The organism is Flavisolibacter ginsenosidimutans (genome assembly GCF_007970805.1).
Lineage (GTDB): Bacteria > Bacteroidota > Bacteroidia > Chitinophagales > Chitinophagaceae > Flavisolibacter > Flavisolibacter ginsenosidimutans.
In genome coordinates this window covers 4705013-4728124 of record NZ_CP042433.1, presented here as the reverse complement: position 1 = coordinate 4728124, position 23112 = coordinate 4705013, and the positions used below count along the sequence as shown (strand labels likewise).

The following is a 23112-nucleotide window of genomic DNA, read 5'->3' as shown; positions in this document are numbered from 1 at the left end:
ACTAAAAGACTCAATCATTCCGGTTGAGTCTTTTTTTATGTACCGGGCTCTCGTGCTGCTATTGAGCGCCGGTCGCGTCGCACTCTTCAGCGTTCGGAACTGCATTGAACAAACGACCCAAAGGCAGTAGCCGTCGGTCACCTTCAACTTGTTCGGGCAATGTTGGGTGTGAGATTATATCTTTGCGCAAATCAATTTTGAACCCTCGTTGTGCAGGAGACCCGCCATACAAAAATTCGTTTCGGCAACGCTTCTTTTTCTTTGTCTTCTTAGTTTTCTTCCCAAAAGCTATTTCCACGATGCGCTGGCCCATCACACCGACGGCGTAGCGTGCAAGCACATTGACAAGCAGACAGCCTGCGTGCATACGCAAGGCTTTCATTGTGCTTTTACAGATTTGGTGGTAACGGTTCCCTACGTACCCGTAACGCATTCCTTCGGCTTTGCGCAGCAGGTCTTTCACGTTTCATTCAGTCCTTCCTTCATTGCTTTTCTTTTACCGCAAATTTTCCAAACTACAGAAAGCCGCGGCCCTCCGGCGCGCTGCGTCTAACCATCATCTACTTACATCTTTCATTTTCATTTCCTAAAAAATTTTCATGCAAAAATTATTGCTCGTTATAGTTGCTGTGTGTTTTGTGATTGTTGCTAATGCACAACCGTCAAAAGGCTTTTCGTTAACCGGAAAAATTACCGATGCGCAAACAGCGCTGCCGCTTGCTGGGGCCAGCGTTTCCATTGACGACTCCCGCTCGGGTGCGGTAGCGAACGCTCAAGGTGAATACACATTTAAAAACATAGCAGGCGGCCATCACATTATTGAAGTGTCGTACAGCGGCTTTACCACAACTGTGTTGCACATTGACATTAGCGCAAATACAACCAAAGATTTTGCCTTAGTGCCCGCCATTCGCGAGCAGCAAGGCATCATCATTACCGGTGTAGCGCAAGCCACCAATGCCCGCAACTCGCCGGTTCCGGTAAGTATTCTTCGCAAAGCCGAGATGTTGCAGATTCCCTCTACCAACATTGTGGACATGCTTAGCCGCCAGCCCGGCGTTTCGCAAATCAGTACAGGACCCGCTGTTTCAAAACCCGTCATTCGCGGGTTGAGCTTTAACCGCGTTGTTGTAGTGAACGACGGTGTGCGGCAGGAAGGACAGCAATGGGGCGAAGAACACGGCGTAGAAATTGACGAATTAAGCGTGACCCGTGCCGAAGTGTTAAAAGGCCCGGCATCGCTGATGTACGGCAGCGATGCATTGGGCGGTGTCGTCAACTTTATTACCAACACACCAATACCCGATGGCTTGATTCGGGGAAGCGTGTTGACCAATCTTCAAAGCAACAACAACCTTGCTGGTATTAATTTAAACCTTGCCGGAAACAATCACGGTTTTAACTGGAACGTTTACGGCACATCACGTTCGGCAAGGGATTACCGCAACCGTTTCGACGGCCGCGTGTTGAACTCGCGTTTCAAGGAGGCTAATTTTGGCGGCTATGTTGGGTTGAACAAAGCATGGGGTTACAGTCATCTTATTTTTAGTGCTTTTGACCAACATCTTGGCTTGGTAGAAGGGCGCCGTGACAGCGCAACCGGCGCCTTTTTGATTTATGCTGACTCGCCCCTTGAGCGCATCTCGCAAAGCAACGATTACGAGAGCCGCACGCCGGTTGCGCCGTATCAAATTGTGAAGCATTACAAAGTGGTTAGCGATAACAGTTTCAACATGGGCCACTCGCGGCTAAAAGTAAACCTTGCCTATCAAGATAATTTGCGACGTGAGTTTGCAGACCCCGAACAACCAACCACGCCCAATTTGTTTTTTGATTTAAAAACGCTCGACTATAACCTTCAGTTTGCACTGCCAACAAAAGCCGAGTGGCAAACAACCTTCGGCCTCGGCGGCATGCAGCAAAGCAATCGAAACAAAGCCGAAGAAACGCTGATTCCCGAATACGATTTGTTCGACGTCGGCAGCTTTGTTTTTACGCAAAAATATTTTGGCAAAGCAACGGTGAGCGGTGGTTTGCGTTACGATTACCGTGCTATTAATTCGAAGACAGGCATGGAAGCAAACACCATTAAATTCGAAGCGTTTCAACGAAAATTTTACAACGTGTCGGCGAGTGCAGGCATAAGTTACACGCCGGTTCAATACTTCACCTTCAAAGCAAACCTTGCGCGGGGCTTTCGTGCACCGACGCTGACCGAACTTGCTTCCAACGGCGCTCACGAGGGAACAATACGCTACGAATACGGCAGCCGCGATTTAGCGTCTGAAAAAAGCTTTCAAGTAGACGGAGGAATAGAGGCAGATTATACGCATTTCAGTTTTACGCTAAATGCCTTTTACAACCGCATCAAGGACTTTATTTTTTACCGGAGATTGCAAACGTCATCGGGTGCCGACTCGCTTGTAACCCGCGGCAGTGAAACGTTTCAAGCCTTTCGTTATGGCCAAAGCAACGCCACACTTTCAGGACTTGAGGTGGTATTTGATTTTCATCCGCACCCGCTTGACTGGCTGCATTTTGAAAATACGTTTTCCTATGTGCGTGGCCGTTTTGACAAGCCGCTTGACGGAAGCTATAACCTGCCCGAAATTCCGCACAACCGTTTGATCAGTGAACTGCGCGGCAATTTTTTAAAGAAAGGCAAAAGCCTTCGCAACCTGTACGTAATGCTGGAAGAAAACATTGCGTTTGCGCAGGATAAACCTTTCTTTGGCTACAACACAGAAACGGCTACACCCGGTTACCAATTGCTTAATGCGGGCATCGGGACCGATTTTGTAAACAGGAAAGGAAGCACGTGGGCAAGCTTGCATTTCGCGGTAAACAACATCGCTGATAAAGTTTATCAAGACCACCTGAACCGTTTAAAATATACCGATGTAAACAATGTGACCGGAAGAGAAGGTGTGTTTAACGCAGGACGAAATTTTAGCGTAAAGTTGAACATCCCTTTTACGTTTAGTGCGAATAAATAAGCATTATGAAACGCCGCTCTTATAGCTTTCCCGCTTGAATAAATTATTTTGAATTTACACTGCCCCGCTCTAAAAAGCGGGGCTTTTTTTAAACACAGTTTGGTTTTGGGAAGAGTATTAGACGGCGTTGTCAAAAATTAAGTAACCATACCGAAATAAGGGAAGACAGCACAATTACATTTAATTAATTTGGATTATATCTGTTTTCCTTTTTAAATTTATTCCACTGAACCAAATCTAACGTCCTATCCAATTACCGTCATTCGGTTTCCTGAAAAATCTCATTTGCAACTAAACTTTTGATTGGTGCTCGGCTTAAAGCGAACCGCATTACATCGGGAAACTTGTGTTACTGATGCTTTTGCAGGCAATGCCAATATCCAGGTCTTCCATAGGAAAAACGTCACCACACGATCGTCGTTAAGGTTTGTGAAATTGCTTCGTTGCACATCTGCACTCGAATGAAAACGCCGGATTTATCTAAGCTTTTTATTCTTTAACCACAAACCAACCTTTATGAACAAGCGTTACCAAATTAGGGCACACTCTCCCGGCCTTACCAGTTTCAAAGCGTTTTTATTTATTGGTTTTTTTCTTGTTAGCTCGGTCTTTCTAAAGGCGGCGGCACAGGTAGTTACCGACCCGTCAAGCGACCCAAATTATGATAAGCAAAAGGCGGCGCTGATTAATGTGTCGCAGGGTAAAACAGTACAAAAAAGCAAAACTGCGCCGATGCAAAAAAGCGCAGCCCCTTCGGTTAGCGCCAATGCGCTTGCCACATGCTATTTCCCGCCGGACAACACCTATTCTTCTGTTCCGGCAAATGACGATGGGTTTGTTGGTCCCATCACGCTGCCTTTCACATTTAAACTGTATGGTGCTTCCTACAACCAGGTTTACATTAATAACAATGGCAACATTACATTCGACGCAGGCGTGTCACAATATACTGCGGATGGCTTTCCTTTCAACGTGCCGATGGTGGCAGCTTTTTGGGCCGATGTAGACACCCGGACAGGCAACCTCGTACGGTATAAAGTTAATCCTACGAATCTTATTGTCACCTTCCCGCAAGTCGGCTATTATTCTACTCATCTCGATAAGCTTAACACGTTCCAGATCATTATTACGAATGGCAACGATCCTCTCATCGGCGTTGGCAACAATGTAGCCTTTTACTATGACGATATGCAATGGACCACCGGCGATGCCTCCGGCGGGTCCGGTGGTTTTGGCGGCGGGCCGGCCACAGTTGGAATAAATAAGGGGAACTCAGTTGACTACGTGCAGGTAGGACGGTTTGGTATTCCCGGATCGGCTTACGATGGCGGCGGTGGTGCTATTGATGGCGTTGACTATCTTGACGGCAAGTGCTTTACGTTTAACGTTACGGGTGAATTGAACAACCCGAACCTTCCGCCTTCGGTGAGCGGTGCGCCTGCAAATAACACATTGAACCTTGCCTGCGGCGAAACGCAGACGCTGACGTTACAATTCCTGCCGCCGGAAATTAATCAACTTGTCTCCACGACAATCAATACAGGTGGGCTTTGCAACGTTTCAACTTCCATCTCAAATGGAGCGGTTTCCACAGCTTCGGTTACAATAACCGGCGCAGCCTGCAATGCCGGATCGCATGTAATAAGTTTCACGGCGACCGATAACTTTTCAACGCCGGCAAGTACAACGGTTAATATAACCGTCAACGTCGCTGCCTGCGTTAACGTTGGCCCGGTTTATTATTCGAAGCCAACCGGTGATTTGCACAACCTGCTCACGTGGGGACTAAATACTGACGGCAGTGGCGCCAATCCATCTGATTTTGGTGACAGTACCTTTCAACTTGCCAACCGTTCTTCCGGCCTTTACACCATGACTGGCGATTGGAGTGTTGGCGGCATCATCAACATTCCTTCGGGTAGTCAGTTGCAGATTAACGGCAATACCTTATCGTTAACGGAATTGGACGGAGCCGGAACTATTAGTGGTTCCAACACTTCAAACTTAGCTGTAATAGGCTCAAGTGGCGGTAATGTCACACTGAACTTTACAGGTGGTAGTAATACGCTCAACAACTTTACGGTCAATCGCTCCGGTTCAAATGCAACGGCCACTTTAGGCAATGCCCTGAACGTACTAAATGTGTTAACGCTTACAACCGGGAGGTTGAACACCGGCGGTATGTTGACGCTTAAGAGTTCGGCCGCAAACACAGCTCGTGTGGCTCCGGTTACAGGAAGTATTTCCGGCGACGTAACCGTTGAGAGGTTCATCCCCGCACGACGTGCATGGAGAATTTTAAGCGCTCCTGTGGGAGGCATTTCCTCGGGTGCCGCTTCCGGACAGGCAAACCTGACCAATTCTCAGGAAACTGCAATTGGGCCTCTACTTCGCTCAGACGGCTCACCAAGACCGCAATCCTTCGGTACAGCAACGTTCTCGTTAAACGAAGCCCGAACGGCCATGACAATGACTGCTACGGTATTCAATATTGACATTACCGGTACGCAAACGCCAGATCCAAATGATAATCTGGTCGCAGCACATATTCATGTTGGCGCACCTCCCGGATCGAATGCATCCGTTCGTTGGGGCTTTTTTGGAACGCCGGATAATGACATCAATCCAAAGCAACTTGTCGTTACGCCTTTTGCCAGCGGTGTTGGCGGAACCTTCACCAGTATCTGGGATTTGCCCGAGGGCAACGGTGGCACAACGCTTGCCACCAATCTGCCCGGTATTTTAGCCGGACTCTCGTACATTAACTTCCATACGGTTCAATTTGGCGGTGGTGAGATACGCGGGCAAATAACCATGGTTGGACCCGGCACACAGACCATTAATCAGGCATGGCAGGAAGGAGCAATTCTTGGCCTGTCGGCTAACCCCAATCCTGCTCCGGGCTACGGCACGCACATTACCGGTGGCCCAACGTACGGCAGCACAGCCAATGGCTTTGACCAGAACCCCGGCGCTGCGTCTTCTATCAAGCGATACAGCAGTATTCTTAATAACTGGGAAGCGCTGCAAAACACAAATGCAACCTTCGTGGGAGCCGATGCTTACATGACTTTTGTCAGAGGTGATCGCGGAATTCCTATTGGAACAAACGATGTACCGCCGACGGTAACAACACTAAGAGCTAAAGGACCATTAAGAATAGGCGATCAAACGTTCAACGTTGCCGCTACGGGCTTTACCGCTATTCCTAATCCGTATGCTTCGCCCATCAACTTTGCCACCATTACCCGTAACGGTGTGCAAAACAATTTCTACCTCTGGGATCCAAAAATGGGTGGTATAAACGGCGTTGGTGCATATGTATTGTTAAGCGACAATGGTGCTGGCGGGTACGATATTGTTCCTGCTCCTGTCAGCCCCGAAAGCCAGTACATTCAGAGTGGACAAGGTTTTCTGGTACGGCCAGCAACAAACGGTGTTTCCGGCAGCATCACCATCAAGGAAAGCGATAAATCTGCAACGCCTGCAATGGATGTATTCAGAGCAAACGGCCCCACAGCTTCTATTCCTGTTACTCCTCTCTTTGCCGATCCAAGCAGCGGCCAGGGTTTACGTGTTCAGCTTCAAACGACAAATGCTGACGGCGGCGTCAATATCTTGGACGAAGTTTTTGCTTCCTATAGGAATACGTATGCTGAAAAGATAGACGGTTTGGATGCGGTTAAAATGGAAAACGTAGAGGAGAACGTCGCCATAATTCGTGAAGGGCAAACGTTTATGGTCGAACGAAAACCACTACCGAAAGAAAATGATGTGATTTCCTTGAAGCTTTGGAATACAAAAGCGCAGACTTATGTGTTTGAAATAAATCCGGTTCATCTTGCTGGCACGGGGTTGTTTGCTTTTGTTGAAGACAAGTATCTGAAGACGGTCACACCGGTTAGTTTGGAAGTGAAATCAAAAGTTTCGTTCTCAATCACCAATGACCCTGCTTCTGCGCGAAGCGACCGTTTCCAAATCATCCTGACGCATAGACTCCCTGACGTTCTCACAAAAGTTTCGGATAAAAGCAACATTACTGCTTATCCGAATCCTGTGCACGGACACACAATTCAATTGGCATTTGTCAACAAGGAACAAGGTCTTTACTCAGTAGAAATAATTAACGGCTCTGGTCAGGTGGTATTGAGAAAGAACCTGCAACATTCCGGTGGCACCGTGGCGCAAACGTTGGAATTGTCAAGCAAGCTTTCTGCCGGTGCGTATCAGTTGCGGGTAAGCGGCAAGGGGGGCAGCACGACCGTTCCGCTGCTGATCAACTAAACTCAAAACAACCATTTCTCGTTAACCCTCTAAACCCTTCGAATTATGACAAAGATGAAAAGCAAGTCTCGCTTTGCGCTTCTGTTGGCCCTCGCCCTGGTGTTGGCCACGCCGCTGGTGCACGCCCAGGGCGGTCCCGGTGATCCGGCGACGATCCCGATCCCACACGGGCCGTGCCCTTTGACGGCGGCCTGAGCCTGGTGGTGGCCGCCGGCATCGCCTACGCCGCCAAAAAAGGCCGCGACAAACGAAACCAACAAAACCAACAAAAACAACAAAAACAAACAGAAAAATAAAACAACTAAAGGCCTGAGCCTTCACTTCCCTAAGTAGTGTGCCGGTCACTAAATTTCGGCACACTACTTTTCTTTGTGTAATTTCTGGCGTATTGTGCTCTTCTTTTTCACGTGTAGCCTGTCTGCGTTAGCTTGTAGCTTTGTAAATTTTTATCGAATTACTTTACCCTGCCTCTATTATAATGAGTACAGTATTGTGCGTTGCAGAAACAAACGGAGAACAAAAAATATAATGTCCGTAACCATAATTTTCTTTAATGATTCTAGCTGTTTTTGAATTAAAAATAATTTGGTTGTTATGTGTTTATATTTTTAAATTTAGGCAACCAAAACAAATTCAACTTCCTATCCAATTCTGTTTAGCAAACCTATTTTATTGAATCTCTGTGAAGCAGCCGGCGTTTGTGACGTGAGCTGATGTAGAGAAAAGTTATGCGCAAAGCGGGCAATGCTTCCTGTAATGCAAGCTATTTATTCACCCATAATAAATTATCGCTTATGCGCACCCTTCATCGCCTTTTTACGATCCTTCAAAACCCCTTGTTCTTTTGTTGTTTGTTGCTTTTGCCCATATCAGCACTTGCGCAAAAAAACGCTTCTGCAAATGCAACTTCAGCGCCTGACTGGAAGCTGAGTACGACCGTCGGTGGCGTTGAACTTTATTACCGCATTGCAGCGTGCGGCAGTCAAAAAATTGCGCTGCTCAAGTTCGTGAACACGAACAACAAAGCCGTTACGATTTCCTGGAATGAAGCCTTTGACGTAAGCGGCGCAAACGGCACCGCCAAACGAAGCGGCCAGGCAAAAAAACAGCTTGTGGTTGCACCCGGAAAAACCGAGCAAGTAGACTGCCAGACCGATCCTCAAAAAGGTATGGTCGCGAGACCCGCACAAGAAACACCGGTCAGTACAGAAGATGTGAGTGATTTTCGATTTACCAACGTGACCGTGACGAAATAATCTACAGGCTTTCATCCCTAAACCAATTTGTATGTTGACTTATTTACAACCCTTGCTGCGCAAGCATGTTTTTGCTTTTGCATGCACCATTTTATTTCTAAACTTTACCGACACGTTCGCACAACAGTTTCAACAGGGCGATGTTTTTGTAGCTGTAGGAAATGGGCAGGTTCAGTGGCGAAGGGCAAACGGCACACTCGTGCAAACGTTAAATACAGGCCAGGGCGGTTTTACAACGGGAATGGCCTTTGATGCCTCCGGCAATTTATACGTTACCAATTTTAGTGCAAACTCTGTTAGCAAGTTTAATACAAGCGGCGTTTTGCAAGGAACCTTTGGTTCGGGTTATTCAACACCCGAAAGCATTGTCTTTGACAATGCGGGAAATGTTTACGTAGGCAATCTCGGCAACGGCGTCCGCAAGTTCAATTCGTCGGGAGCTTTTCTTGGTACCGTAGTGCCTGGCCGAATTGACTTTTTTGATTTAGCTGCCGATCAATGCACGTTTTTGTACACACAGGAAGGCTCGTCAATTAATCGGTATAACGGCTGTACCAACACGACTCTCCCAAATTTTGCCAGCTCACTTGGCGGAAGCGCCTTTGCTTTACGCATCCGGCAGAACGGTGATGTTTTACTGGCTAACGGAGGAAATATTTTACGGCTAAATTCCTCGGGGTCGGTTGTACAGAACTATGGTGTGAGTGGTGAGAATACTTGGTTCGCATTAAACCTGAATCCTGACGGAACTTCTTTCTGGAGTGCAAATTTTAATACGGCCAACGTTTATAAAATTGACATCGCTACGGGTAACGTCATTTCTTCGTTCAATACAGGCACCGGCAGCTCCACCGTTTTTGGCTTAGCCGTTTTTGGCGAGTTTACGATCTCTGTTTGTGCGGATAATATCGCTCCGGCTTTTGTTTCACCCTCTCCCACTTGCGGTTCAACCATTAACGGTACCGTGGGATCGCCGATGAACTTTACTGTAACGGCATCTGACGGGAACAGCAGCGACGTTGTTGCTTTGAGTGCTACAGGAGTGCCAAGTGGCGCTACACTAACACCTTCTCTACCAACCAACGGCAATCCTGTAAGCACCACCTTTAACTGGACACCTTCCGCAACCGGAACGTCTACGGTTACATTTAACGCACAGGATAAATGTGTGATCACAGGTTGCACGTACACCTTAAACGTAGTGAATTCCAGCGGCAACATCTATTACTCGAAGTCGAGTGGCGATTTACACAATGTATTAACGTGGGGATTAAATCCGGACGGCAGTGGTCCTAACCCGTCTGATTTCGGCAGCGGCAAAATTTTCCAATTGGCAAATCGTCCGGGCGTTTACACCATGACCGGCGATTGGAGCGTAGGAGGCACAATCAATATTCCTTCAGCCAGTCAACTGCAAATTGCGGGCAATACACTTTCTGTAACCGATTTAGCGGGGCCCGGAACCATTAGCGGTTCCAACACTTCAAACCTGGCTGTAATAGGCAGCAACGGTGGAAATGTAAATCTGAACTTTACCGGTGGAGCAAATATGCTGAATAACTTCACCGTAAACCGGAGCGGCTCAGGCGCTTCGGCAACGCTTATAAATGCGCTGGATGTGCTGAATGTATTGACGCTTACGACCGGTGCTTTAAACACCGGCGGCATGTTAACACTCAAGAGTTCAGCCGCCAACACGGCCCGTGTAGCACCCGTTACGGGAAGTATTTCCGGCGATGTAACCGTTGAACGGTACATACCTATGCGCAGAGCCTGGCGAATTCTTTCCGCCCCGATATCCGGTTCACAGACCATCAACCAGGCATGGCAGGAAGGAGCAATTCTGGGCTTCTCGGCTAATCCCGATCCATTCCCCGGCTATGGTACGCACATTACAGGTGGCCCGGTATTCGGTACAGTAGCAAATGGCTTTGATCAGAATCCCGTTGGCGCTTCTTCTTCGATTAAAACGTATATCAACAATACATGGCAGCCATTGCAGAATACCAACGCTACACCGGTTGGTGGAACGGCTTACATGACCTTTGTGAGAGGCAATCGTGCATTGCCAATAGGGTATAATGATGTACCACCATCCAACACAACGCTTCGCGAAAAAGGCGCTTTGCGTGTGGGCGACCAAACGTTTACCGTTGCCGGTACGGGCTTTACCGCTATTCCCAATCCGTATGCATCGCCCATCAATTTTGCCACCATTACCCGTAACGGTGTGCAAAACAATTTCTACCTCTGGGATCCAAAAATGGCTACAAGCGGAGCTTACGTGCTCTTAAGTTTTAATGGCTCAACCTATGATGTTACACCGGCATCGGTCAGTCCAGAAAGCCAGTACATTCAAAGCGGACAAGGCTTCTTGGTTCAGGCATCAACGAGTGGCACCCCTGGCAACATCACCATTAAGGAGAACGATAAATCTGCAACGCCTGCAATGGATGTGTTTAGAGTAGCTGGCGGAGGTAATGTACAACAGCCGTCGTTCAGGCAGGAAAACTTACGTATAACCTTAAAGGCACAAGGTGCGGAAAAAATGGATGTGTTAGACGAGGCAATGGTTTCGTACAGCAGCAACTATTCAAACAAAATAGACAATCTAGACGCACAGAAACCGGCTAACATCAACGAGAACCTGGCAATCGTAAATGAAAGCAAAGATTTTATGATTGAAAGAAGAGAGATCATGAACGAAGGCGATGTTATCCAGCTCAAGCTTTGGAACACGCAACCACAAGCATACACACTCGAAATCACGCCTTCCAATTTTGTCTCCGGCAACCTGAAAGCCGTGTTGGAAGACAAGTATCTGCACACCTCAATGCCAATTGACATGAGTGCGGTAACAATGGTACCCTTTACAATTGGTGCCGATGCAGCTTCTGCAAGAAGCGACCGGTTTAGGATTGTCATTGGGCTGAAGATTAAAACCGAAAGCGAAGAGAAGAAGTACGTTAGCGCTTACCCCAACCCACTTACCGGGACGGTTATCAATCTTGTGCTTGGCAACCAGGAAAAAGGCACGTATGAAATTGCACTCATCAGCGCCAGTGGAAACATTGTGTTTGCAAAAAGCCTGCAGTACAAAGGCGGATCGTCTACCGAAAGGCTACAACTCCCGAGGAAGCCTGCGCCCGGTGCGTATCAGTTGCGGGTAAGCGGCAAGGGGGGCAGCACGACCGTTCCGCTGCTGATCAACTAAACTCAAAACAACCATTTCTCGTTAACCCTCTAAACCCTTCGAATTATGACAAAGATGAAAAGCAAGTCTCGCTTTGCGCTTCTGTTGGCCCTCGCCCTGGTGTTGGCCACGCCGCTGGTGCACGCCCAGGGCGGTCCCGGTGATCCGGGCGACGATCCCGATCCCACACGGGCCGTGCCCTTTGACGGCGGCCTGAGCCTGGTGGTGGCCGCCGGCATCGCCTACGCCGCCAAAAAAGGCCGCGACAAACGAAACCAACAAAACCAACAAAAACAAACAGAAAAATAGATCTGCAGAGTCTTGACAAACCATCCTTATTCAGCAGTGCGCCGGCCTCGTAGAGCCTTGGCGCGCTGCTGATTTTCTCAATTACCTGAACGCATTGCCATGATAAACAAACCAAACCTTACCCTTTCAAAAATTTTCGATACGTCCTACGTCGTTAAATTTCTTTTGCGCCTGCTGGCTTTCTATCTTTTCTTCCGGTTAATGAATTGGCTGGTTATTGGTTTAATTGTACCCGGTGGTTATTACAGCCCGTTTGTAGAACATTATCTTAACTATGTTTCTTGGCTGAAGATGTCAATTCTGCAAACAGCCAGTTTTATCGCCCAACTGTTCGGGGTAAAATCGCATTTTTTTGATAATTCCACGCTGCAAATAGCAACCGGCGGAAAGCTTTTTATGGCTTGGGCTTGTGTTGGATTAGAACTTATGAGTTTTTGGGCCGCTTTTGCTTTTGCCGATACAACGCCATGGCGAAAAAAAATTTATTGGTGCCTGGGCGGTTTGTTTTGCATTTGGTTCATTAACTGTTTGCGTGTGGCCTTGCTTCTTGTTGCCATAAAAAATAAATGGCCCAACTTTTCAACGTTGAGCCATCATGATACGTTTAACATTGCTGCTTACGGCTTGATTTTGCTAATGATGTTTGTCTACTATTCACGCAACAAAAAAGACTTGGGGCAAAAAGCAACCTCATAGACTTTACTGCAATATCTTTTCTGTTTTTACCGTGTTCTTGCGTTCACCAATTTGCTGGCGCCACATGGCATAATACAATCCTTTTTCACCCAGTAATGATTCGTGTGTGCCGGTTTCAATCACCACGCCTCTTTCCAACACATAAATTCTATCGGCGTGCATGATGGTACTTAAACGGTGTGCAATCAAAATGGTAATCTGATTTTGCAGCGACGAAACGTTTCGAATGGTTTTGTTGATTTCTTCTTCGGTGAGCGAATCGAGGGCCGACGTGGCTTCGTCAAAAATTAAAAGATTAGGATGACGAAGCAAGGCACGGGCTATGGACAAGCGCTGTTTCTCCCCGCCCGATAATTTTAACCCGCCTTCGCCAATCATTGTTTCAATGCCTTTTTCCGCACGTTGTAAAAGATTTTGGCAAGAGGCTTTGGTCAAGGCATCCAGCAAATCCTCTTCGCTTGCCGATGGATTTACAAACAACAAGTTTTCCTTTATCGTTCCGCTAAAGAGTTGCGTGTCCTGCGTTACAAAGCCAATTTGTTTGCGCAGGTCGTCAAAATGAATGCTGTTCTCGTCAAGACCGTTGTAAAAAATATTGCCTTCCTGTGGCCGGTACAAACCCACCAGCAATTTCATCAGCGTTGTTTTGCCCGAACCTGAAGGTCCCACAAAGGCAATCGTTTCACCTTTTTTGGTTTCAAAGCTAATGTTGTCAATGGCTTTGTGTTGCGCGGTTTTGTGTTTAAACGAAACCTTCCGAAACTCCAGTGTTCGCACAGGTCCGGGATGCTTTGCTTGTGCCGGCTCGGTTTCGGGTTTCTTCTCCATCAGGCTTTTAAAATTATTCAGTGAGGCTTCGGCTTCGCGGTAGCTTAAAATGATGTTGCCGATTTCTTGCAAAGGTCCAAAAACAAAAAAGGAAAAAATTTGCATCGTGGCCAGTTCACCGGCACTGAGCGAACCGCCAAACACCACCCACATCAGCATAAACAAAATTACCTGGCGCAACGTGTTCACAAAAGTGCCTTGCACAAAGCCAATGCTGCGGACACGTTTGACTTTGGTGAGTTCAAGGCCTAAAATTTTATACGTGTTTTTGTTCAAACGCTCCACTTCCTGCTGCGTGAGGCCCAGGCTTTTAACCAGCTCAATGTTGCGCAACGATTCGGTTGTTGTTCCGGCAAGCGAAGTTGTTTGGGCAACGATAATTTTTTGAATGGCTTTTACTTTTTTACTCAATAGGTTAGAGATAACAATAAGTAGGAATATACCGCCGAAATAAATCAGGGGCAGCGACCAATGAATGCGTGCGGCAAAAACGGCCACGAACACGATGCCCACCACTACCGTAAACAGTATGTTTACGAAATTGTTCATGAAGCGTTCCGTATCGGTGCGCACTTTGGTAAGAATGCTCAGGGTTTCGCCGCTGCGCTGGTCTTCAAATTCCTGGTAAGGCAGTTTCATGGCGTGTTGCAAGCCGTCGGTAAAAACTTTGGCGCCAAATTTTTGCACGATGACGTTCAAAAAATAATCCTGGAAGCTTTTGGCAATGCGGCTGACCATGGCCACAGTAATGGAAGCCAGCAGCAACCACATTACGCCGTAAATCATAATCAGGCCGGCGGGCTTTTGCGGCGTGGCCCGCGTGGGAAGCTTTTCGTGGATGAACAAATAATCGTGAAAGCTGTGAAAGAATGTTTCTTTTTGGTGATAAGCCGCAAGGTCAATGAGCTTACCAAAAATGATGGGATCAATGAGCGAGAAGCCGATGTTAAGCGCTGCCAAAAACAGCACCAGAAACACCAGCCATTTATAGGGCTTGAGGTACTGAAATAAAATTTTCATTCCGTAAAGCTAAGGGCTTTGACTGTCTGAATTTAACGCGGATATTTGCCGGTGCCGGCAAATTTTAACAGCCGGCGGTTTCATTAAAAGAAGCTCAAAATGCACAAAGGATGCTTCCGCATTGCTACAAAAAAAAGCTTTGGCGGGCAAGTATAAATCGTTTCAGCAATGAAAAATGTTCTCATTGACATGCACCGCCTGAAGCACAATCCTTACAACGGCTTGTACATTTTTTCGAAAGAACTGGGGCAATGTCTGGCCGATGCGCAGCCCGAGGACATGCGGCTTCATTTTTACGTGCCGGAAAAGGACGCAGGCATTTTTGGCCCCGGAGTTCAGTACGAAAAGCACCGCTCGGTAGATAAATTTTTTCGCTTTGGCACCGGCAAGTTTGATGTTTGGCATGTAACCACAACACTTTCCTGGTACAAACCTTTTTCCAAAAAAGTAAAAGTGGTTTATACCATTCACGATCTCAACTTTTTAATCGAAGAAAAAGACAATCCGCGGCGGAACAAACGGGTGCTTGGCGAAATAAGAAAAAGGGCGCACCGGGCCGATTACATCGTGGGCATTTCGCAATACGCTTTGGATGTGGCCAACGAATTTCTGCCTATAAAAGATAAACCGCAACGGGTGATTTACAACGGCGCTTCTTTTTTACCGGAAGATCAAATTCAACCCCCGCAAAACATTCCGCGGCATCCTTTTCTTTTCTCCATCGGCCAGCTTTACCCGCGAAAAAATTTTCACGTGCTGCCGCCGCTGCTTGTGAACAACGACTATGAATTGATCATCGCTGGTTTGCATCAAACAGCATACGGCGAAAAGATTTTGGAAGCCGCAAAAAACTTCGGCGTAAAAGATCGTGTTCATCTTATTGGGCCGGTGAGCGAAGGCGAGAAGCATTGGTACTACAAGCATTGCGAGGCGTTTTTGTTTCCTTCGTTTGCCGAAGGTTTTGGCTTGCCCGTAGTGGAAGCCATGCATTACGGCAAGCCGGTATTTCTTTCCACCGAAACCTGCCTGCCCGAAATTGGCGGCAATGCAGCTTACTACTTCAAAAATTTTAATGCGGATATCATGCGAGAACAATTCGCCAACGGCATGAGGGATTACAGCGAAACAAAAAAAGCCGAAGCCGTTGTGCAACAGTCAAAAAAATTCAGTTGGCACCGCGCCGCGGAAGAGTACATAGAGGTTTACAATACTTTCGCGTAAAACCAATTGGTGTGACAACTGAACAAGGGGTATCCATTTGCATTCCTGCTTATAACGGCGAAAAATATCTGCAAGAGGCGCTTCAGTCGGCGGTAAAGCAAACCTATCCTGAAATTGAAGTTCTGGTGGTTGACGATGGCTCAACCGACAATACATTAATCATCGCCAACAGTTTTGCAACAACGCACGACAATGTTCGTGTTCTAAAAAACCCGGCTTCCGGCGGAATGGTAGCCAACTGGACCAAATGCGTGGAAGAGGCAAAACATTCCTGGATAAAATTTCTTTTTCAAGACGACATACTTGAACCCGACTGCGTGCAAAAACTAATGGACTTGTGCCGCGAAACCAACGCCGCCATTGCATTTTGCCGGAGAGATTTTATTGTCGAAGCCAATGCACCGGCAGCAACGCTTGCGTATATTAAGATTGCCAACAAAGCCGAAAAAGTTTTTTCCAAAGGATTGATCACGCCAGTAATTCTTGCACAGCAAGTAGCAATGTACGGCACCGAAAACATTATTGGTGAACCGACTTGCCTGCTCTTTCACAAAAGCGTATTGCAACGGGCAGGCGGCTTTGATGCCCGGTTTTATCAGTCGGTAGACTTTGAATTTGCGGTACGAGCCGCACTTCTCAACGGCATTGCATTTACGCCGGAAACGCTGGCGCATTTTCGCATACACGGCAGCTCGCAAACGAGCACCAATACTAGCGCAACACAAAAAGATGCTTCACTCAAGCGCAGCCTGCGTTCGCTTTGGGGCGATGATATTTTGTTGTTTCACACTTATTTGTCAGACAAACGTTTTGCGGCCGTTCGGGAATATTTACCGGAAGAAGAATTACGAAACATCATTCGATACAAATACCTGCGGGCCTGTCGTGAATATAGCAGCAAGGTGGTGAATGAAGCATTAAAAGATGTAATTCCACAAGTACCGGAAATCAAAAAACTGCCATACAATTATCTCCGTTACAAAATTGAAAAATGGAAGTACAAGGCCTTTCAAAAACGGCGCAACAAATAATGCTTTTGCGAAAGAAGCAAAACATTAACCAGACAACAGCAATTTCGTCGAAATTATTCTTCGGCCAATCGCTTCACCAATTTTTCAAATTGCGGCTGAAAATAAAAGTCATAACCGTTCGGTCCTTCGGGAATTACATTTGGTGCACGCCAGTAAACTTCGAGCAGACGTTTTGTTTTTAAGCCTTCGGCAATGGCAAATGGAAAAGACTGATTACCGATGAACAACTTGCTGCCGGCAATGATTTGAGCCAATTCCAAAAAATCATTGACGGGGCAGTGTTCAATTGAAGGAAGCATTTCTTTCATTTCTTTCCACTCTTGTTCAACACCCATAAACAAAAGCTTCGGATATTTTTTCAGGAAAGAATAATCAATCCCGGGCTGGTGATAACGCTGGCTGCGGGCTACAACAATATAATCATTCAAGCTGTTGTCGGGTTGTACAAAAAGCCAGGGCTTGCCCAGGTCGGCATTAACGGCAAACACATAAAAATACCAACGGGCAATGTGGCCCGCGTTCATGGAAACGGGATGACTGCGCATCAGGTCCAAATCAACGTCAATAACATCGTCGGGTTGATACACGCTGCACGAAGCAATTTTTGGTTGTGCAGTAAGCAAAGGCGACAGCATGGCCACCATTCTTTCAGTGAGCATTTTATCCCCAAGCGGGTGCGGCGATTTGCCGTAAACGCCTTTCCCTTCCAGGCTTAGGTGAAAATGAATGCGTGCATCGCCGGCAATGGCATAAGCCGTGGGCAACGAATAAATAATGTCGCCGGCATTGCCGCTGTGCTTAAAATGATAATCGGATTTTGCGGGGAAATCAGGCGGTGTAAAAAGAGAGGTTCTGCTTAAGCGCAGTTCGTATTTGTAGTTTTTGTACTTGTCGTAATCGCGTTGCCGCAACAACCACTTTTCGATAAAGTTCAGTTTCTTCATTTGTTCTTTACAATTTCATGCTGTTGCCTTCTGCCTGATTCACTACTCTGTTATCCTGCCCAACCTTCCCTGTCTAAACTCCGGTATTGTATTGCTTCCGCAAGATGTTCAATTTTTATGTCTTCGCTCCCGCTTAAATCGGCAACGGTTCTGGAAACTTTTAAAATTCTGTCATAAGCCCGTGCCGAAAGATTCAAACGCTCCATGGCTTTCTTCAACAAAGCCTGTCCGGCTGTGTTGATAACGCAAATTTCTTTCAGCATTTTGCTGCTCATTTGCGCATTACAATAAATCCCTTTGTGGCCTTTGTAACGTTCCGCCTGAATCTCTCTCGCCTTCATCACTTTTTCGCGAATGCTTTCCGAAGTCTCTTGCGGTTTTAAGGTGGACAATTCGCTGAAAGGAACCGGCGTCACTTCTACGTGCAAATCAATTCTGTCAAGCAAAGGACCGGAGATTTTGTTTAAATACTTTTGCACCGCGCCGGGCGGACAAGTGCATTCTTTTTCGGGATGATTGTAAAAGCCGCAAGGGCAGGGATTCATCGAAGCAATCAGCATAAACGATGCGGGAAAATCAACCGCCACTTTCGCACGGGAGATTGTTACTCTTCGTTCTTCCATTGGTTGACGCATCACTTCCAATACTTGCCGCTTAAACTCCGGCAATTCGTCTAAAAACAAAACACCGTTGTGCGCCAGCGATATTTCGCCGGGTTGCGGAATGCCGCCGCCGCCAACTAATGCCACATCTGAAATCGTATGATGGGGGCTTCTAAACGGACGCTTTGAAACTAGCGTTGTGTTCTCCGGCAGTTTGCCCGCTACGGAATGAATCTTTGTCGTCTCCAGGGCTTCGTGCAAACTCAAAGGTGGAAGTATGGTGGGCAATCGTTTCGCCAGCATTGTTTTTCCTGCGCCGGGCGGGCCAATCAGGATTGCGTTGTGCCCGCCAGCCGCCGCAATCTCTAATGCCCGTTTAATGTTTTCTTGCCCTTTTACATCGGCAAAGTCGGCTTCAAAATCGTATTGCGAGTGAAAAAATTCTTCGCGGGTGTTGATCGTTGTTGGCTCCAGGCTTTTTTCTTCGCTTTCAAAAAATTGAATGACATCGTTGATATGCGAAACACCGTAAACGTTTAAGTTGTTCACCATGCCCGCTTCCCTTGCATTTACTTTGGGCACTATCAGTCCTTTGAAACCTTCCTTGCGGGCCTGAATGGCAATGGGCAAGGCGCCTTTAATGGGACGCACTTCGCCGTCCAAACTCAACTCTCCCATGATGATGTACTTGTCAATGGCCTCACCGTTTTTTAATTGCTTGATAGCGGCCAAAATGCCGACGGCGATGGGAAGGTCAAAAGCGGTTCCGCTTTTTTTAAGGTCGGCCGGTGCGAGGTTAATGACGACGCGGGTGCGGGTCATTTCTTTGCCAATGACTTTAAACGTGCTTTCGATGCGTTGCATGCTTTCTTTGACGGCGTTGTCGGCAAGGCCCACAATGACGGTACCAAGGCCTGAACCCATCCAGTTTACTTCTACTGTGATGGTAATGGCCTCGACGCCGTACACCGCACTGCCAAAGGTTTTTACAAGCATGAAGCAAATGTAGTTTTGGTAAGAGGAATAATTAAAAGTGATATTTTTTTTGGAGGTACGAAAGAATAATTTTTCGCAAAGGGCAAAGGAGAAAAGAAGTTTTACGGATTATGGGTTCATCTATTTGTTGTGCTTTGTGTCGTTTATGGAGAGCAGTCGAAGTATCGCATCCCTAACAGCCAGTGAGCAGGTATGTCTCGTTTGCTATGGGCAAACCGTAAATAAAAAGCCCCTGCAAACGCAAGGGCACTTAAACGCTAAAAGAGAGCCTTATTTCATTTCTTCTTTTATGGGCGAGGCATACTGGTGAAACTCAAACACCTTCCCGGCCTTGTTAAAAAACCACACTTCGTGAAGGGCCGCCTTTTGTGAGGTTCCGTCTTTTTTGACATCGGTTTCTCTTCCCCAAATTACAACGGCGTCGTTATCGGGGTGCTCGGCACTTTTTAAAGTGGTGCAGGCAATTACTTCACTGGACACAGAAGAAAAACTACTGCGGTATTCCGTTCCTCCTTTTAGAAAGGCTTCCTTTCCTTTAACCACGGTGCCATCGGCCAGGGTGCCCCAAAAATCATCGGAAAACATGCCACTCATTTTATCCAACTCGTTATCGTCCCAGGCTTTCCATGCCTGCAATACCTGCATGGCATACATGCTGCTGCCAAATTTCAGGTTGGTGTTTTCCACTTTGTACGGCATGTTCGTCATTTTGTTGACGGCCGGTTTCGGGCTTTGCGCAAACGCACCAAAGGCAAGCGCAAAAAGCGCCACGGTCAGCAAGAGGTTTGAACGTTTCATGTGTTCGATTTTGAGGTTAAAAAATTTGTGTTGCAGCTTTCAACGAAGTACCGAAACGGCGTTGGATAGGAAGGAACCGTTAAGATAACAAACATCTACCGGAAAACACAACGCAAAGGCCTTCGCCTTCCGGCTTCGACAAGTCAAACTCCTATCTTTGCCGCATTTCAACGAAACGTAACAATGACGATTTCTTATAATTGGCTCAGCACCTATTTGCCCGTAAAACTCAATCCCGAGCGGCTTTCGCAGATTCTTACTTCCGTAGGACTGGAAGTAGAAAAAATGGAACGTTTTGAAGAAGTGAAAGGCGGACTGAAAGGATTGGTGATTGGTGAAGTTTTGGAAGCAAACCAGCATCCGAATGCCGATAAATTAAAGCTCACGAAAGTTTCGGTTGGTGGCGAACCGTTGCAGATTGTTTGCGGCGCACCCAACGTGACTGCCGGTCAAAAAGTAGTGGTGGCAACGGTGGGCACAACCATTTATCCAACCGGCGGCGAACCGCTTACGATGAAGGTGGCCAAGATTCGCGGTGTAGAGAGCTACGGCATGATTTGCGCGGAAGACGAAATTGGTTTGGGCTCTTCTCACGCAGGCATCATGGTATTGCCGAGTGATGCGAAAGTAGGCACGAGCGCCGCGGATTATTTCAAACCGTTCAGCGATGTGATTTATGAAATTGGCCTCACGCCAAACCGCATGGACGCGATGAGTCACTGGGGCGTGGCCAGAGACGTTTGCGCCTATCTCACGCATCACGATAAAATCGAAGCAAAACCCGTGTTGCCGCAAACGAATTTCGCCGTTGACAATACCTCCTTAAATATTAAAGTACGGGTTGAAAATGCCGAAGCCTGCAAACGTTATTCGGGTGTTTGCCTTGCGAACGTAACCATAGCCGAATCGCCGAAGTGGTTGCAGGAACGATTGAAGGCAATTGGCCTTCGCCCCATCAACAACATCGTTGACATTACCAATTTTATTCAGCACGAAACCGGCCAGCCGCTGCACGCTTTTGATTACGACCAAATCGGCGGAAAGGAAGTGGTGGTAAAAACATTGCCCGAAGGCACTTCTTTCATAACACTTGACGATAAAGAACGCAAGTTAAACAGCGAAGACCTGATAATCTGCGATGCCTCCGAACCGATGTGCATTGCCGGCGTGTTTGGCGGTTTGCACAGCGGCGTAACGGAAAAGACAAAAAATATTTTTTTAGAGAGTGCCTGGTTCAATCCGATCTCCATTCGCAAAACATCCTTTCGCCACGGCTTGCGCACCGATGCGGCTACGCGGTTTGAAAAAGGCATTGACATCGCTAACACTGTGACCGTATTGAAGCGTGCCGCAATGTTGATGAAAGAGATTGCCGGAGGTTCTATTGCATCAGAAATCGTTGACGTTTATCCATCGCCGGAAGCAAAAAAAGAAGTAACACTGTCCTATGCTTTCTTAAAAAAATTAAGCGGCAAAGTTTATCCGCCCGAAAGCGTAAAAGCCATTTTGGAAAGTCTTCAATTCAGCGTAGTGAAAGACGACGCAGAAAGCATTGCGTTGCAAGTGCCGTATCACAAACCCGACGTGACGATACAGGCCGACGTGGTAGAAGAGATTTTGCGCATTGATGGCTTGGACAACATTGACATTCCTACGTCCATCACCATCACGCCATCGGTGGAGGAAGATTACAAAGCCGAAAGCAGGAAAGAAAAGATTTCCGGTGTTTTAACCGGTGCCGGCTTTACCGAAATTCTGACCAACTCCATTACCAATGCCGCGTATTTTACAGAAGAGGAATCAACGACCGCAGTGAAGTTGCTGAACAACTTAAGCAACGAACTGAATGCCTTGCGCCCTTCGATGATGTACACGGCGCTGGAAGTGATCCAGTTTAATCTCAATCGCAAAAACAACAACCTGCGCTTTTTTGAATTTGGCAAAACCTACGGCACAAAAGGGGTTGGCGAATATGTAGAAATAAATCACTTGTGCCTTTACGCAACGGGACAACTGAACGAAAACAGTTGGAAAGGCAAAGGCGTGCCCGTTGACGTCTATTATCTGAAAGGCCTTGCACAATCATTATTGACAGCGCTGAACGTAAAAGGTGTTGCGTTAGAAAAGGGCGACAACGCCGATTTGGATTCTTCGCTGAACATTTTCATTGGAAAGGAAAAAGCCGGGGAAATCGGCAGCGTAAAAAAATCACTGGCGGGTAAATTCGACGTGAAGCAGCAGGTTTTGTTTGCGGATTTTTATTGGGATGTTTTGCTAAAAAATGCAGGCAGTAAAATTGCTTTTAAAGAGATTCCAAAATACCCTGCAGTAGAAAGAGACCTGGCGATGATTGTGCCAAAGGATATGTACTACGGCGAGGTTCAGGAAAGCGTGAAGAAACTTCGCTTGCCGCAGTTGCGCGACGTGAGATTGTTTGACGTTTTTGAAAGCGATAAATTGGGCAAAGACAAAAAATCACTGGCCGTGAACTTTACTTTTCTGGACGAAGAAAAAACCCTGACGGATAAAGAAATTGATGGCTGGATGAATAAAATCATGGCAACCTTGGAAAAGTCTCTTGGTGCTGAAATCCGCAAGCAATGACCGTTGACCAGCAGTTTACGACGCTTTACGAAAAGCTGCAAAACCTTTTGCGGCAGCACAACCGTTTGGAAAGAGAGAACGATAAGCTGCGCGAAGAAATAGAAGAATGGAAAGGAAAGGAGGCGGCAGCTTTAAGCAAGGCAGATGAACTGCAACAACAAATCTCTATTTTAAAAATGGCGGCAGGGCAGATGAACGACAAGGATAAAAAAACCTTTGAGCGAAAGCTGAACAAGTACATTAAAGAGATAGACAAGACCATTGCGTATTTAAGTCAATAAAAAGCTATCGGCCATCGGCTTTCAGCTACGAGTCACGAGATACGACAAATTAT

The 23112-nt window shown here is 46.9% G+C and carries 16 protein-coding genes; 11 read left to right on the top strand and 5 right to left on the bottom strand.

Annotated features, from left to right (window positions below):
• Positions 1–58: 58 nt before the first annotated feature.
• Positions 59–382, bottom strand: coding sequence for a hypothetical protein (locus FSB75_RS20100; RefSeq protein ID WP_146791130.1), 324 nt, complete (start codon positions 380–382; stop codon positions 59–61).
• Between the two features lie 217 nt (positions 383–599).
• On the opposite strand from FSB75_RS20100, the gene FSB75_RS20095 reads away from it, so the two are divergent.
• From FSB75_RS20095 to FSB75_RS20070, 7 genes are all read left to right on the top strand, one after another.
• A complete protein-coding gene (locus FSB75_RS20095) occupies positions 600–2996 on the top strand; it encodes a TonB-dependent receptor (protein ID WP_146791128.1) in 2397 nt (798 codons plus the stop codon).
• Between the two features lie 516 nt (positions 2997–3512).
• Positions 3513–7280 carry a nidogen-like domain-containing protein gene (locus FSB75_RS20090; RefSeq protein WP_146791126.1) on the top strand — a complete coding sequence of 1256 codons (3768 nt, stop codon included), beginning with the start codon at positions 3513–3515 and terminating at the stop codon, positions 7278–7280.
• Between the two features lie 173 nt (positions 7281–7453).
• Positions 7454–7576, top strand: coding sequence for a PID-CTERM protein-sorting domain-containing protein (locus tag FSB75_RS22430; protein ID WP_394345159.1), 123 nt, complete (start codon positions 7454–7456; stop codon positions 7574–7576).
• Positions 7577–8074: 498 nt separating this feature from the next.
• Positions 8075–8536 (top strand): hypothetical protein, encoded by a 462-nt coding sequence (locus FSB75_RS20085; protein ID WP_146791124.1) that lies wholly within the window; start codon positions 8075–8077, stop codon positions 8534–8536.
• Positions 8537–8567: 31 nt separating this feature from the next.
• Positions 8568–11750: a T9SS type A sorting domain-containing protein gene (locus tag FSB75_RS20080; protein WP_146791122.1), complete on the top strand. Its 3183-nt coding sequence runs from the start codon at positions 8568–8570 to the stop codon at positions 11748–11750.
• A gap of 45 nt (positions 11751–11795) precedes the next feature.
• Positions 11796–12038, top strand: coding sequence for a PID-CTERM protein-sorting domain-containing protein (locus FSB75_RS20075; protein ID WP_146791120.1), 243 nt, complete (start codon positions 11796–11798; stop codon positions 12036–12038).
• Between the two features lie 99 nt (positions 12039–12137).
• Positions 12138–12734: an exosortase/archaeosortase family protein gene (locus FSB75_RS20070; protein WP_146791118.1), complete on the top strand. Its 597-nt coding sequence runs from the start codon at positions 12138–12140 to the stop codon at positions 12732–12734.
• Positions 12735–12737: 3 nt separating this feature from the next.
• On the opposite strand, the gene FSB75_RS20065 is transcribed toward FSB75_RS20070, so the two are convergent.
• A complete protein-coding gene (locus FSB75_RS20065) occupies positions 12738–14582 on the bottom strand; it encodes an ABC transporter ATP-binding protein (protein WP_146791116.1) in 1845 nt (614 codons plus the stop codon).
• A 168-nt stretch (positions 14583–14750) separates the two neighbouring features.
• On the opposite strand from FSB75_RS20065, the gene FSB75_RS20060 reads away from it, so the two are divergent.
• Both FSB75_RS20060 and FSB75_RS20055 read left to right on the top strand, forming a co-directional pair.
• Positions 14751–15803, top strand: coding sequence for a glycosyltransferase family 4 protein (locus tag FSB75_RS20060; RefSeq protein ID WP_146791114.1), 1053 nt, complete (start codon positions 14751–14753; stop codon positions 15801–15803).
• 11 nt (positions 15804–15814) lie between these two features.
• Positions 15815–16834 (top strand): glycosyltransferase family 2 protein, encoded by a 1020-nt coding sequence (locus tag FSB75_RS20055; protein WP_172623239.1) that lies wholly within the window; start codon positions 15815–15817, stop codon positions 16832–16834.
• Between the two features lie 53 nt (positions 16835–16887).
• Here FSB75_RS20055 and FSB75_RS20050 read toward each other — a convergent pair whose 3' ends face one another.
• From FSB75_RS20050 to FSB75_RS20040, 3 genes are all read right to left on the bottom strand, one after another.
• Positions 16888–17778, bottom strand: coding sequence for a hypothetical protein (locus FSB75_RS20050; RefSeq protein ID WP_146791110.1), 891 nt, complete (start codon positions 17776–17778; stop codon positions 16888–16890).
• A 50-nt stretch (positions 17779–17828) separates the two neighbouring features.
• Positions 17829–19376: a YifB family Mg chelatase-like AAA ATPase gene (locus FSB75_RS20045; protein ID WP_146791107.1), complete on the bottom strand. Its 1548-nt coding sequence runs from the start codon at positions 19374–19376 to the stop codon at positions 17829–17831.
• A gap of 270 nt (positions 19377–19646) precedes the next feature.
• The gene (locus tag FSB75_RS20040) at positions 19647–20174 is read right to left on the bottom strand and encodes a DUF4440 domain-containing protein (protein WP_146791105.1); all 528 of its coding nucleotides are present in this window, start codon (positions 20172–20174) and stop codon (positions 19647–19649) included.
• A gap of 183 nt (positions 20175–20357) precedes the next feature.
• On the opposite strand from FSB75_RS20040, the gene pheT reads away from it, so the two are divergent.
• Both pheT and FSB75_RS20030 read left to right on the top strand, forming a co-directional pair.
• Positions 20358–22778 carry a phenylalanine--tRNA ligase subunit beta gene (gene pheT, locus FSB75_RS20035; protein WP_146791103.1) on the top strand — a complete coding sequence of 807 codons (2421 nt, stop codon included), beginning with the start codon at positions 20358–20360 and terminating at the stop codon, positions 22776–22778.
• Entirely contained in the window at positions 22775–23059 is a 285-nt protein-coding gene (locus FSB75_RS20030) for a hypothetical protein (protein WP_146791101.1), read from the top strand. The genes pheT and FSB75_RS20030 overlap by 4 nt, the downstream gene beginning before the upstream one ends.
• Positions 23060–23112: the final 53 nt, after the last annotated feature.